Raw genomic sequence first — 13,198 nt, 5'->3', positions numbered from 1 at the left:
TTCTGTTGTTGAGATTAGTTTGGCTTTTTATCTTTCCTTATTAAACCCCAATAACAGGAGGACCTGGTATTTTTGTCTGGTTTGTCGCTTCTTAAAGACAACAAAAATTAACTCACTCACCTAATTTTGCAATTTGCTCTATGGATAAAATTTTGCAAAGCAGCACCAGAGATAAACAATCTAGAGAAACTGGAAAATTTTTTGAATACTGATTTAAAATAACGAAAGTGAGTCTGGTTTATATATTATTGGGCGGATGTAAATAAGTTGCCAGAAACCGACAGACCGAGAGGTGAACTATGGCTCCGCGAATTATTCTTAAGCCTGTTTTCCAAAAAAACACATCGTGTGGATGTGCTGTTTAACTGGGAATATTTTTCAAAAACGTTGAAGCCCCTCCTTTCTTCTCTCTATACTTAAAGAAAAAAAAGCAGGGGGAATTTAAACATGGAAAGCATTGAAAAGCAGATACTGCATCGTCTCGAGGGGAAGAGGCCTGGCTGGATTTTTACACCGAAAGATCTTGAGGATTTAGGATCCAGTACAAGTATTGAGCATATTTTGGAGTCTCTTGTGAAAACAGGAAAGATCAGACACTTTACCCGAGGACTTTACGATTTTCCCAAGGTTGAAAATGGCTTTGAGATTCTGGAATCTGTGACGTCCTAAGATGAATAGGTGTTTGAATCAACAAACCTAGGCGTTCAGCCCTGAATGATAAGAGGTAATTTTCTGCGTCTTTTAAAAAAAAACACTTTTCAAATGAAAACGAAGCCCTATAATGTGCCACAAGCTGTTGAGGGCGATTAGCTCAGCGGGAGAGCGTCTCGTTTACACCGAGAGGGTCGGGGGTTCGAATCCCTCATCGCCCACCACTAACCTTTTCTTAACGAACGAAGTGAGTTTAGAAAAGGTAGTGTCCGCCGAAGCCTTGGCGAAGGAGGACTTTCTCTACAGTCGGAGTCTCTCAATTCTTAACGAACGAAGTGAGTTTAGAAAAGGTAGTGTCCGCCGAAGCCTTGGCGAAGGAGGACTGCTAGCAACTTCCGCAATGTAGCATTCTTTGTCCCGCGTGAGCTTTAGGAGCAGGCGTTTATAAGGTTTTTGAGAGTTTTCGATTTATTTCGTAATTTGCTAGTCGCCATTTCTCTTTTGCAGCCTTTAAGAGGGGACTTTCCGCTGGTTGAATCTCCTTAAGAAGCTTATAGTAATGTTCTGCTTTAGAGTAATTAGACATGTACAAAAATAATTTAAAATACTTATAGTAGATCGCAGAGTAATAATCCGAACTATCATTGCTTAGAACCTTCTTGTATATTTCTATGCTAGAATCATAGCTTTCCTCAGCCTTTTCTGGTTCATTAAGTTTAAAAAAGATATCTCCATAAATAATTTTTAGTTCTGCAATCTCCCTTGATAAAGGATAACCTTTATTAAATCTATTATAGACAGATATAGATTCTTCTACCAATTCTTTTGCAGAATGATAGTTTTTCAATTTATACTCTGCTAAAGCAGCGGCATACAATGCTTCTGCATAGTTATCGTTATTAGTATTGGGAAAATAATCCCGACACAGATTTAGACATTTTTCAGCAATTTCTCTTGCTAACTTATACTTTCCGGTTCGACAAAGAGCCATTGAATATATATCATAAATGAATAACAAAGCATGGAGGTCCCCTTCGGCTCCGGCCTTCTCTCCAACTTTTATTCCTTTCTTTGCAAACAATATGGCATCTTCAAACTTGCCAGAATCGTAGCTATACCAAGTTTTAAAATAATAATATGTTAGTTTAGATCTATTAGAGGTGTCATTATCGATGAGTTTAGATGCCTTGATAAGGTATTTGTTAACCTTTTCCATATCGCCTGTGTACAAATATACTTGTGCTATGAGGCAGTTTACAATCAGCCTCTGATCCCCATATTTATCTGTCGTTTTTAGTGTGCCTAAAACATTTGATAATTTTGTTATTTGTTTGTTTAATTCAGATTTCTCTACATAGTTATAAGGATATAGATGACTCTCAAAGATATAAAAATTAATAATACTTTCTTTATTTAAATTATATTTCTCAACAAAGGGTTTAATATCTTTGATAATTTTAGTGGATTTTTGATAGTTTCTCTCAATAAAAATTTTGTGTTCCAACAGTAAAAGCTTTAAGTGGAAGAGTATTTCAGGGGGCAGTATTGGAGAAGTTCCATTTTGTGATGCAAGGATTTCTTCGATATGGTGCATATGGGTAGGATTATTTATCATAAATGAGAGCCTTTTCTTAAAAGGGATCTCTTTAAAAATACTCTGAATATAACTTGCTATTATTTTTTGATGGTCTTTTCTTTTGCTCGAAATTGTTTTTGATGAAATATAATCCTTAACGAAATCATGTATATTAATAGACTTATCAACAGTACTTGTCCTATTAGGAATTACATGAATCAAACCATAATTTTCCAATGTAAGAAGTGCCGCATCTATATTTTTAATCCCTTTCTCTTTTGCAAAGTAATATACATATTGGATCGGTATATTTTTGTTATATAGTTCAGAGAGGAATTCTAATAAAAGACTTGCAGATTTAGATTCTTCCCGAAGGCTTTTCACAGTTATATATAAGGCTTTTTCAGCGGCTTCACTTAAAGCAAAGGAATCTGTCCAGAAGGTTTCATTTGATATCTCTTCTTTATATTCAACATCTGTTTTTTTAAGGTAATCTTGTATAGTAATCAAATTAGTATTATTTAAAAACCCCACAGTTTGTTTTAAAGCTATTGGGAATCCTTTCAGTCTTTCTACAAGCTTAATGACATCGTGCTTGTTATAATTATTCAGATTTGCTTGCAAATAATTTTTGGATGATTCTTTGGTTAATGGTCCAACAAATACAGATGATTCCCAATCTATTTTTTTCTTACTTGTGGTTATGATATAAACTTTTTCGGTCGCAAGTCTTGTTTTTATGAGTTCCATATTATGTTCATTTGCGATCATATCATCCAAAATGAAGTACACTTCATCATAGTGATTTACGATTGTACTTAGAATTTTTTTAAGAATCCATGTTTCGTTTTCACTGATAAATATATTTTTGCTACTTACTAATTCTTCAGAAATAAGAATTTTGGCTAGATTATAAATTTGCGATCTTAGCCCTTTTTGCATATCAAAACTCCAAACAAACATGCCTTTTTGAAGTTTTTTAACGCCATAGGCGTACGCTAACCTGGTTTTACCTATTCCTGAAATTCCAAAGATATTTACATGCCGCGTTTTGCTTAAAAATGAAGAGATCTTTTCTAATTCATCCTGTCGGCCTGAAAATTCATCTATTTGAAAAGTAGGGATATTAGTTCTGGTTAGCTTTGATCCATCTTGTGCTGATCTTTTCACAGAAGGAAAAAATCTATCCCAAAATGACGATATCTGTACGGATTGAGCAAAAAACATCCCCCTCATGAGTGGGGAAAAAATAGTGTAAAGAACACCTAAGATAAGTATAGAAAACAAAAAAAATCTTAATTTAGGGACTCTTAGAAATTTTCTCACAAAATTCGTAAAAGAAGAAAACTCTGAAAGATCCATTGAAGCTTTAGTTTCTAAATGTTCTTCTCCTCTTGTTAGTTTCAAATAGTGCTGCTTAATGTAGAAGTCCTTTCCAGACTTTTCTATAAACCTAACTATATAGTCGCGTCCTCCATAACCTAGTTTTTGACTAATTGTATATATATGGGTTTCAACTGTATTGGGAGAAATAGAAAGGATCCGTGCAATGGATTTAACATTCCAGCCACTTACAATACATGAAATGACGTCAATTTGACGACGTGTAAATTTTATACCGTCTATGGTTTCAAAATGTTTTAAGAAGAGATCGTTAGAAATTTCCTTTGTTTCGTCAGACATACGCTTACTCGTAAATTCTTAGTTTTTTGAAAGCACTATTCGTAGGATCCTCAGGCTTAGCAGATTTGCTCGAAATTATCTAGAATGACTTGTATTATGGAAGGGCAAAAAACACAAGAACTTTTGATTCCTGTGCGGAAATATGAAATTACGCTTAAAAATTTGCCTTTAATGGGGAAGGGGAGTAAAAATCTGCTCCAGGTGCTGTGTGTCGCTCACAATAATCTTCTTAAAGATGTGTACAAGAGTAGCTGCTTAGGATTTCAGGTGTGCTGTATCTAGTCGTCGTCAGCAGTTCCTTTCTTGTATACGCTTGGGTTTTCTTTTCCTTCCACGATGAGATGCCCTGCGAGGCCTTTCTCCATCCGTGACAAAGCGTGATCTACCAGAATGTACCTTCCTGGCACTTGTAACTGGATATCTGCAACCACGGCTCCTCCAGGAGGAACGAGTGTTGTTTGGACATCCTTTAGGGGAGGAGATGTTAGAGATGCTAGATTGTATATCTCATCGAATATTTCACCGATAACATGAAAAGAAGATGTGAGATTGGGTCCGCCAACCCCAAAGAAAAGGCGTATTTTTTCTCCCACCTTAGCTTTTAGAGGGAAACGATCTGTTAAGGCTCCTTTCGCGCCGTTGAATACGATGTAGGTTGGATGCTCGTTCATCAATTTATCATATGAAAATTCTAGTCGACTCCCTGATGGAGGGTGCTCAGCGTAAATTTCGCCCTGCATAACATAAAACTCGCGATCTACGGGTGGCAGTCCCCCAGTAGGTTCAATAAGAAAGAGGCCGTACATCCCTTGAGAAATATGATGCGCAACCATATGTGTCGCACAATGATAAACAAATAAGCCTGGTTTGAGAGCCTTAAAGGTAAAGCTTTTTTGTTCCCCTGGTGCCGTATCTTTCGTGTAGGCATAGCCGCCTCCAGGCCCCGTCACGGCATGAAAGTCCACTGAATGGATCATAGTATTTTTTGACGCATTCTTAAGAAAAATCTCTATTGTATCTCCCACACAAGCCCTAAACAAAGGCCCAGGAACCTTTCCATTAAATGTCCAATAACGATATGTTTTCTTCCCATCAATATACCCGTCGAGTTCCACAGCCTCCAGATGAAAGGTCCTCTTTGTAGGAGTGTTGGAGCATTTTAGGGGTTTGGGAACATCTGCAGGATTGCGGACAATGTTTACTTGATTATTTGCAGATACAATAGAAGGCAACCCAATCAACAACAAAAATATTATAAGGACTTTCTTCTTCAACATCGAGACAACGTTCCCCTCTATTCTAAAGTTGATCTAGGATTATTCTATAGGATCATCTCCCATTGGTAAACCAGCCTAAAGTGTGAGATTCGACCCTATTTGCATATTAATAAGAGTAGCTATTCTCTGAAACTGTTATTCCAGGCACATTCACAAGGTCTTCCTAAAAATCTGCTCCAAGTGCTGTGTGTCGCTCAATCCGATAAGCTACTTTGACAAGTTATTGTATGACATGTTATACTTACACTAGATATTATTAGGAGAAATAAGAAATGCTAACTGTTCGTTTGCCAAAAGCAATGGAGGAGAAGTTAGCTCATTTGGCTCAAGACAGCCACAGGTCAAAGAGTTATTATGTGGTGGAAGCTTTGTGTCAGTATTTGAGTGCACACGAGAATGAACTCTTTACAATTGTACAGTTAATGAGACAGGATAAGACGCTTACTTTTAGCCAAGCACGAGAGAAGTTGAATTTGTAAGGAGGAAGGAATGTTAGGGATACGTATATCTGCGGAACTAGAGAACAAGCTTGAAAAGCTTGCAGAACAAACGAAGATGCCTAAAAGTTTTTTCGTTAAAGAAGCCCTAGGAGAGTATTTAGAAGATCAAGCTCTTTATCAACGAGCTATATCACAGTATGAAGAATACTTAAAAAAAGGAAAAAAAACGATTTCTTGGGAAAGAATACAAGAAGAGTTGGGCCTTTCAAAAGATGCTCCGCTGGAAGATTGATTTTTCAGAACCCGCACAACAATCTTTCAAAAAACTTGATCGTATAACACAAAAAAGAATTCAGAAGTTTTTGAATGAGAGATTGATCTCACATTCTGATCCAAGGGGATTGGGGAAAGCTCTTACAGAAGGCCTGAAAAGCTTTTGGGGCTATAGAGTTGGCGACTACAGGATTGTCTGTGATATTCAGGACCGACAATTGATTGTTTTAGTTGTCGAAGTGGCGCATCGAAAAGGAGTATATGACTTGTATCAAAAAAAAATTCATTTAGAAAATTAATTTCTAAGCACTTCATAATTAGTCTTTTCAAGAAATAATAGGATTTCACCAAAGGAACAAAAATAATTCTTACAGAACCTTCCTAAAAATCTGGTTCCAATCGGTTTTTTTCTTGAGGGCATATTTGCGTCCAGCTGCGAGTGATAATGCCTCTGACCAATCCCAACGAAAGGTGGAAAGGATCTGTTTGACGACGCTTCCTGTAAGGAAGATGCTCACTTCTCTGTTTTCATCAATAGCAGACTGCGCAAGATTCACAGATCCCATTAACGCTATTTCTTCGTCAACAATTATCAATTTCGTGTGGACATAATAACCTGTTACCAATTTTACCTTAGCACCAGACTCCTTTAGAAAATTTTGAGCGTGAACATTTGGATCCAAATCATATCCTGTTGGAAAGGGCATCATAAGAACATGCACATTGACGCCTCTATTAAGGACGGTGGCAAGCGTTTTCAAAATTTCAGGATCATTTAGGTATTGCTGGTATACATTGAGGCTCTTTTTTGCGGACAGCAGGAATTCTATAAGTTTTTTTCTTTGGCCTTCTGGCCCAACAAGAAGGCTTGAGTCTTTCGTCACAGAAGCCGGTCTGTTTTCCCAGTCACTTAGAAATAAGCTCTTTAGGCTTTCAATTTCTTTCGGATTGCTTTTAGCCTCTAAGATAACGCCAAAATCCCGGCAATAATCAAAGGTTGTTTCGTCGAAGTTGCCACTTGTTAGCAGCAATTTAGTATCATCTATAAGGATAAACTTTGCATGATAATGCCCTTTAGGATGCGCTTTCTGGATGCCTGCTGGTGTTGATCTAACAGGAATCCCTGCGTTTCTTAATTTTTTATAGGCATCTGTCGCATTGGCTTTGTTAAATGCATGGTCGTATTGAACAGAATCAGTGATAATTCGAATGGCCACTTTATCGTTTTTCTTCTTAATAAGGAGATCAACGAGCTTAGGATCCTTTAAATGGTATACAGAAATATCAATGGTTTTTTTGGCTTTTGAAATTTCATCTAATATTTGGGTATGGGCTTTATCAGGATAAACAATAAGTTTTTCATCTTTTTGATTATTCTTAGCAACGCATGGCAATATAAACAAAAGACTACATAAAGCGATCAAGGGTATTTTAATCATGGGGTCCACCGTATCGAAATTAGTATTGTAAAAGTTTGACATATCCTTTTAAAGAGCTTCTTTTCAGCCCTCTGTCCATAGGTTGATCAAGTTAGAGAAAAAATCCCTTTATGTATACAATTAAATTATATATCCAAGCCTTGGATAATTGTTGGCAATCCAGCTATCAGGATAAGCTGAAGCAGGATTGATTTGCTGTATAGAATGTGGAAACTCCCTAAGCAGGATATTATTCTGATTCAAGGTAAAACCGAGATATTTTGCCTAAAGGGATACGAGCAGTTTTTTCCGAAAGGGAAGACGAACAGTTTCATTAACATCTAAAAAAATGGGAAAGGGACAGGGATACACTGGGCACTTAAACTTTCCCATTGAGCTGAGAGCACATAGCTTAGATAATGAATCTCAGAGACGATTGGCTCCATAACATCTGTGATAGAAGAATAAAAATAACTTTCAGAAAATTCCATTTTTTTGTCCATTTATTGGTTCAAGCAGCCCTGTAAGACTCTGTCTTTCCATATGTATGTTGATGCTGCACTTAGCAGAATAGCATGTGTATAAAGGCTTAGACGGCCACAAGAATGTCCGGAGCTGGTAAGAAGTCATTCCATCGAGCCACGTTGCCAAAATACAGAGAAATTAGCTGGGATTTGCTGCGACATCCCGTTTTTTCTTTAATATTTTTCAGATAAAAATCCACGGTTCTAGGCGAAAGATTCAATGATTGAGCGACTTCTTTAACAATTTTCCCCGTTGCTAAATGCTGCAAACATTCTACCTCACGCTTGGTTAAGTATGACGAATTGAACTGGTTTTTCAGATAGTACCTGTTGCCTTTTTTTTCAGATGATGATGTCTCACCTTTATCCATAACACCCTCGTAACTTACAGTTTTTGCAGCCGCTTGCTTAGATAAAATTATCTGTTGCAAATGACCAAGTTTCTAGTTAGCATCCTGCTTATGATTGTCGTTACAGGGGATTATATGGTTATCTATAGCCATGTCAAGGTTTTTAATATCTTAATTCGTACGGTAAGAGTTTAAAAAATATGATTGTAAGACAAAAGATTAAAAGCCATATAGACGAGAACAGCATGACGGTGAGAGACCTAGAAAGAAAAGCGGGTCTAAAACCAAGTGCTGTGAAAAATATTATTAATGGAAGCTCTAAAAACCCTACCATTCAGATTGTTCATTCAATAGCGAAAGCATTAGGCTGTACAATAGACGATTTGGTAGAAAACAAAGCCTCTTCTAAATCTTCTTCTGAAAGTGATTGGAATTGCAATTTATACATTCAGGTTTTGACAAAGTCTTCAAAATATCTATCAAAAATTGGAGTCACTTTATCCGAGAAGGTTTTTTTCATTTTAGTTGATGAAATTTATGACTACACAATCCGAGATAAATCAAAAACTGTAAATAATAACTTCTTATCCTGGAGAATTGACAAATATGTTAACGAAGCTCTTTAACTTCCGAAAATTCTCAGGTGCAAGATCAAAGTCCTACATTGTTCTTAACATTTCGGTTCTTGTCCTCGTTCTATTTTTAGTAATATTTGAGTTGTATCATACACAGAAGACAGTTTCTTTGGAAATGGAAAAGGCGTCCAAAAGTGGTGCTATTATCATTAAAGAAAGGTTAACTGAAACTTTTAAAGAAACGGAAGAAGCTCTCAATTCATTAGACGATCAAATTATAAGTGACTCGCCTCTTAAACAAATACTTCAAAAGTTATCCTTGTTTGAAGTTTTTCACCATGTCCTATCTTGGACGTCCCTTGATTGGATAGGCATGGACGGGCGGGCCTATGGAAATAGCGAAATAGGTGTTTATAAAGTCCCAATTTCCAGACATAAAAAGAGAGGTTACTTAGAAAACTGTAGAAAAACGCCAGGGAAGCTCTTTCTCTCTACACCGGATTACGGAATTCCAAGCGGGAACTGGATTATTCCAGGTGGATATGGCATTAGAGACGAGAATTCAAACTTTTTAGGTATATTGTCATTTGGATTTAATATTCCACAATTGATTCATAAGCTGTGGTTTTCAGATGATTTTACAACCAATGTTTTGATTTTATCTCAGGAGGGTAAGGTTTTTTTAGATTTTTCAAACTCTAAAAATTCTGGATTAATCAGCTTTCCAACCAAAAAACTTGTAACCAGCAATACTCATTCTCTTTCTTCTCCTATTGATTTCAAGGGGTATAGGTACGTCTATAAAGAAGATATAATCTTAGATGGTTCCTTTATTTTACTGTCTGGCTATAGCATTGGCGCCTACAACGACCAGTATAAAGAAAAAATATTCCCAAGTTTGATTGTTTTGTTTTTAGCTTTGATCATTTTTTACTTTTTTCTGTACTTATACAAGGCTAAATTCTTTACATTCGTGCGTTCTGTGGAAAGAAAACGTACGAAGCATCACACAGATATCAATAGAAATCTTGAGGCTTTCGCGCAAAAAATATCTAAGGATGTGGATTCTGTTATTAAAAACATATCAATGCATCAACCTTGCAATAGCTCTGTTGAAACACTCAATAAAATTAAGGCCAATCTCTCACATTTGGTTTTTTATTCCTCTTCTGATGTTTCGTATGTGAATATAGATTCACTTATCGATGATTGTATTACGCTTAAGAGCCAAGAGTTCTTTTTAAAGAATTTTTCGGTGCAAAAGGATATAGATATACAGGCTCCTTTATACCTAAACCCATCCTGCTTAAAACACATAATACTGAGCCTTTTCTCTTTGATTCTCAAAACCAACCCTGAAAATGGCAGGGTGCAAATTTTAGCTCAAATAACGAAGGAAAATAGTGAAGAAATCTTTGAACTACACATTAGTGATAGAGGGTTTGGTTTTGCGGAAGAGGATCTGAAATCTTTCTTAAAAGATTCAACAGGACGCCTCGATGATTCTTTGTCCATTAGTCAAATAAGAAAGATTACTTCTTTTCAGGGCGGCTCATTGGAGATTAAAGGCGTATGGAATAATGGAACAACATACTTACTCAAGTTTCCGATTCAAAATTTAGAATCTCTTATGGATTCTCAGAATGCGAAGGATAATAATATTATCCCCTTTGAGCAAAATAAGGACAATGTTGTCAATAATTAGCTGGGGGAGATGTTTTGTAAGAAGGCCCTCCTTTTATAAAAGTAACGCTTATTTATAATTTGTTAATCTTTTGTTAACCTTTATCTTATATCCTCAAGTTATAGGACCTACAGAGGAGAAAGTATTATGAATACTAAATTTAAAGAATATAGTTCTTAATGGAGTTTTAATTGGGATCTCTTGTTTTATCGCTTTTAACGGGAACTACGCTTTCGCGTTTAAAGTCGGGGATAGAAATTGCAGGATGGTGCCCGATCATATATGCACCACATGCGCATCCCAATACCCTTTATACTCACATAAGAATGTAAAACCTAAAGATAAAACTATCCCTAGTCTACAGAAAGCGTATTCGGCTTGCCATTCTCAACATTGTGAGCCCCATTATTGGGAAGTGTATCAAGGGTCGTCTACTTGGAAACAGACGAAAAAACTATGCGGTCCTTCTTTGAAGAAACCTCTACGTAAAAATTAAAAATCTAGCATAGTAAACGCATCTTTTCTTAGGCCCAGCCTCATAGCAAAGCGATGATGGCTTTATAACGTGTCATAGCGACGACTTGTCAGGTCGTAGCGAAGCGAAGACTGATGGTGCCCGCTGCCGGACTCGAACCGGCACGATCTAGGATCGGCAGATTTTAAGTCTACTGTGTCTACCAGTTCCACCAAGCGGGCAACCAGGCATACACTACATAATTCACCACCAGAGGACAAGAGTGGAATGTGATTAAAAGGAGGTCCGCGATCATTTTATAAAAGGGTTAAGGTTTATCTTCTGGTGGAATATTTTCTCATCGGACAACCAGTTTGTTAACGACTTCGGACATATCATGTGTTTGTGACAAGTTTGTGAACCCCCCTTGATGAATAAGCGGAATAATTGTAAGATGAATGCAACAACTAATAAAAATGAGGCCATCAAAGAAATCCATGTTTGAATTTCTATACAAATCCTTCATTTTGCTATTTTTGATCATAGATCCAATTGGACTAATGCCGTTCTTTATTGGCCTCACCAAAAACGTAAGCAAAAAACGTCATAAACAAATCGCGATTAAGGCCGTCCTAATCGCAGTTATTTTACTGGTGATATTTGCAGTCATAGGGCACCTCCTGCTTGAAGTTATAGGAGTTAGCACTGCCGCGTTTAAGATTGCAGGGGGGCTATTGTTGTTAATGTTTGGCTTTAGTATGGTGATGCCGAAAGAGAACAAACCTTCGGATGATGACATTTCAGAAAAAGATCTTAAAAAAATGGAAAAAGAAGATGTTTCAGTTTTCCCATTAGCATTCCCTCTTATAGCAGGCCCTGGTGCACTGACGACTGTTATTGTCGTCATGCGTGAAGCCGAAAATACTATGGAACATATTGGGATACTCGTCTCTCTTCTCCTTATAGGAGGTATAACATTTTGTCTTCTTAGCATCTCTTCCCCCGTTTCAAAGTTATTAGGAGACACAGGAGCCAATATCATGACGCGCATTTTAGGGGTTCTTGTAGCAGCAATCGCCATGAGTTTTATTATTGGGGGCCTCCAAGAGAGCTTTAATTTTGCGCCCACAGTAAGAATTTTTTAAAGACGCCAACCCAGATTTAAGCTGCAATATATAAGGCAAGTGTTTCTGAATTAATGAGATCTGCATCAAATTCGTTTTCAGCACGAAGGCGGCTTGCTTTTCCATATTTTTCCCGCAACGACTTGCTTTCGGATAATTTTTTAATGGCCGCGGCCAAGCCCTTAGATTCTTTTGCAGGCACTAAAATCCCATTCTTGCCATCCTGAACCACTTCACGACATCCAGGAACATCGGTGGCAATGAGTGACTTTCCGCAAGCTGCTGCCTCTAAGAGTGACTTGGGGAGACCTTCACGGTAAGAGGGAAGGACCGCTATGTGGGACTCTTGATAGATTTTGGCAATATCGTGACGCAATCCGAGCCATTCAACAAGTCCAGCCTTTTCCCAAGCACGCACGGTTGTTACAGGAATTGAGGCTGGATTCTCGGGATCGGGATCTCCCACAATAAGAATACGAATGGGGACGTGTTTCGCCTTCAAAATTCTGGCCGCCTCAACGAGCTCTCCAATGCCCTTGTCCCACAATAGTCGGGCAACCAAGACAACTGTTGTAGGGCCCTTTGGCTCAGGCTTAGGTGTGAAGAGATTTGTATCGACACCGGCCCCCTTTATCAGGGTTACTTTTTCAGGTTTCACAACAGATTTCAGCGTTCGTTGGTCATCGGGATTCTGGAGAATCAAACGTACGGATTTATGACTTAAGAGAGCTTTGAATCCAGCCTTGACCACAACACGCATGAGTTTGGCCTTAAGGGTAGGGGAAATAAACAAGTATCCCATCCCTCCAAGGGCATTGATGACATGGGGAACCCCTGCCAAACGCGCAGCAATGGTTCCATAAAGAACGGGTTTCATGGCTACTTGATGAACAATATTGGGCTTTATCCTTTTATAGAGGGTCCTCAATTCCAGAATGGCCCTAAGATCTCGTAAGGGATTCCCACTTTTTCCCCTGCGAAAATGTCTTAAGGGATGTACGGTGAATCCTTCATCCTGGAGGGCCCCTTCAACACCAGTTGTGCGTGTCGCAATGTGAACATCATAGCCTTGATCTCGTGCCGTACGTGCTAAATTGAGGCGATGGCTTAATACAGCGCGATCTTCTGCAATGAGATAAAGGAGTTTTGCCTTAGCCACTTTCAGATGT

The 13,198-nt window shown here is 37.8% G+C and carries 12 protein-coding genes and 2 tRNA genes; 8 read left to right on the top strand and 6 right to left on the bottom strand.

Annotated elements, in window-relative coordinates; all coding sequences use genetic code 11:
- The first annotated feature begins 447 nt into the window (after window positions 1-447).
- Complete coding sequence (locus HOL16_06865; GenBank protein MBT5390402.1) at window positions 448-669, top strand: type IV toxin-antitoxin system AbiEi family antitoxin domain-containing protein; 222 nt, start codon at window positions 448-450, stop codon at window positions 667-669.
- 131 nt (window positions 670-800) lie between these two features.
- Window positions 801-875: transfer RNA gene (locus HOL16_06860), tRNA-Val, on the top strand.
- A 218-nt stretch (window positions 876-1,093) separates the two neighbouring features.
- Here the strand turns inward: HOL16_06860 and HOL16_06855 are convergent.
- Together HOL16_06855 and nirK are read right to left on the bottom strand one after the other, a co-directional pair.
- Window positions 1,094-3,910: a tetratricopeptide repeat protein gene (locus HOL16_06855; GenBank protein ID MBT5390401.1), complete on the bottom strand. Its 2,817-nt coding sequence runs from the start codon at window positions 3,908-3,910 to the stop codon at window positions 1,094-1,096.
- Between the two features lie 278 nt (window positions 3,911-4,188).
- Window positions 4,189-5,187: a nitrite reductase, copper-containing gene (gene nirK, locus HOL16_06850; GenBank protein MBT5390400.1), complete on the bottom strand. Its 999-nt coding sequence runs from the start codon at window positions 5,185-5,187 to the stop codon at window positions 4,189-4,191.
- Window positions 5,188-5,459: 272 nt separating this feature from the next.
- Between nirK and HOL16_06845 the strand changes: the two genes are divergently transcribed.
- The 3 genes from HOL16_06845 to HOL16_06835 are packed head-to-tail and all read left to right on the top strand — an operon-like array spanning window position 5,460 to window position 6,199.
- The gene (locus tag HOL16_06845; GenBank protein MBT5390399.1) at window positions 5,460-5,666 is read left to right on the top strand and encodes a ribbon-helix-helix protein, CopG family; all 207 of its coding nucleotides are present in this window, start codon (window positions 5,460-5,462) and stop codon (window positions 5,664-5,666) included.
- Window positions 5,667-5,676: 10 nt separating this feature from the next.
- A complete protein-coding gene (locus tag HOL16_06840; protein MBT5390398.1) occupies window positions 5,677-5,919 on the top strand; it encodes a ribbon-helix-helix protein, CopG family in 243 nt (80 codons plus the stop codon).
- A complete protein-coding gene (locus tag HOL16_06835; protein MBT5390397.1) occupies window positions 5,900-6,199 on the top strand; it encodes a type II toxin-antitoxin system RelE/ParE family toxin in 300 nt (99 codons plus the stop codon). The genes HOL16_06840 and HOL16_06835 overlap by 20 nt, the downstream gene beginning before the upstream one ends.
- 69 nt (window positions 6,200-6,268) lie before the next feature.
- Here HOL16_06835 and HOL16_06830 read toward each other — a convergent pair whose 3' ends face one another.
- Both HOL16_06830 and HOL16_06825 read right to left on the bottom strand, forming a co-directional pair.
- Window positions 6,269-7,339 (bottom strand): hypothetical protein, encoded by a 1,071-nt coding sequence (locus HOL16_06830; protein ID MBT5390396.1) that lies wholly within the window; start codon window positions 7,337-7,339, stop codon window positions 6,269-6,271.
- Window positions 7,340-7,907: 568 nt separating this feature from the next.
- The gene (locus HOL16_06825; GenBank protein MBT5390395.1) at window positions 7,908-8,213 is read right to left on the bottom strand and encodes a helix-turn-helix transcriptional regulator; all 306 of its coding nucleotides are present in this window, start codon (window positions 8,211-8,213) and stop codon (window positions 7,908-7,910) included.
- 179 nt (window positions 8,214-8,392) lie between these two features.
- Here HOL16_06825 and HOL16_06820 point away from each other — a divergent pair, with 179 nt between their 5' ends.
- Both HOL16_06820 and HOL16_06815 read left to right on the top strand, forming a co-directional pair.
- Entirely contained in the window at window positions 8,393-8,818 is a 426-nt protein-coding gene (locus tag HOL16_06820) for a helix-turn-helix transcriptional regulator (GenBank protein MBT5390394.1), read from the top strand.
- Entirely contained in the window at window positions 8,799-10,472 is a 1,674-nt protein-coding gene (locus tag HOL16_06815; protein ID MBT5390393.1) for a hypothetical protein, read from the top strand. Before HOL16_06820 ends, HOL16_06815 begins: the two co-directional genes overlap by 20 nt.
- A gap of 589 nt (window positions 10,473-11,061) precedes the next feature.
- Here HOL16_06815 and HOL16_06810 read toward each other — a convergent pair.
- A tRNA-Leu gene (locus HOL16_06810) sits at window positions 11,062-11,147 on the bottom strand.
- A gap of 255 nt (window positions 11,148-11,402) precedes the next feature.
- On the opposite strand from HOL16_06810, the gene HOL16_06805 reads away from it, so the two are divergent.
- The gene (locus HOL16_06805; protein ID MBT5390392.1) at window positions 11,403-12,050 is read left to right on the top strand and encodes a MarC family protein; all 648 of its coding nucleotides are present in this window, start codon (window positions 11,403-11,405) and stop codon (window positions 12,048-12,050) included.
- Window positions 12,051-12,066: 16 nt separating this feature from the next.
- Here the strand turns inward: HOL16_06805 and HOL16_06800 are convergent, their stop codons facing one another.
- Complete coding sequence (locus HOL16_06800) at window positions 12,067-13,188, bottom strand: glycosyltransferase family 4 protein (GenBank protein ID MBT5390391.1); 1,122 nt, start codon at window positions 13,186-13,188, stop codon at window positions 12,067-12,069.
- Window positions 13,189-13,198 lie beyond the last annotated feature (10 nt).

The sequence above is a fragment of the Alphaproteobacteria bacterium genome (genome assembly GCA_018662925.1).
GTDB lineage: Bacteria > Pseudomonadota > Alphaproteobacteria > 16-39-46 > JABJFC01 > JABJFC01.
Note: the sequence above shows the minus strand (reverse complement) of the source record. Positions and strands in the feature narration are given on the sequence as shown.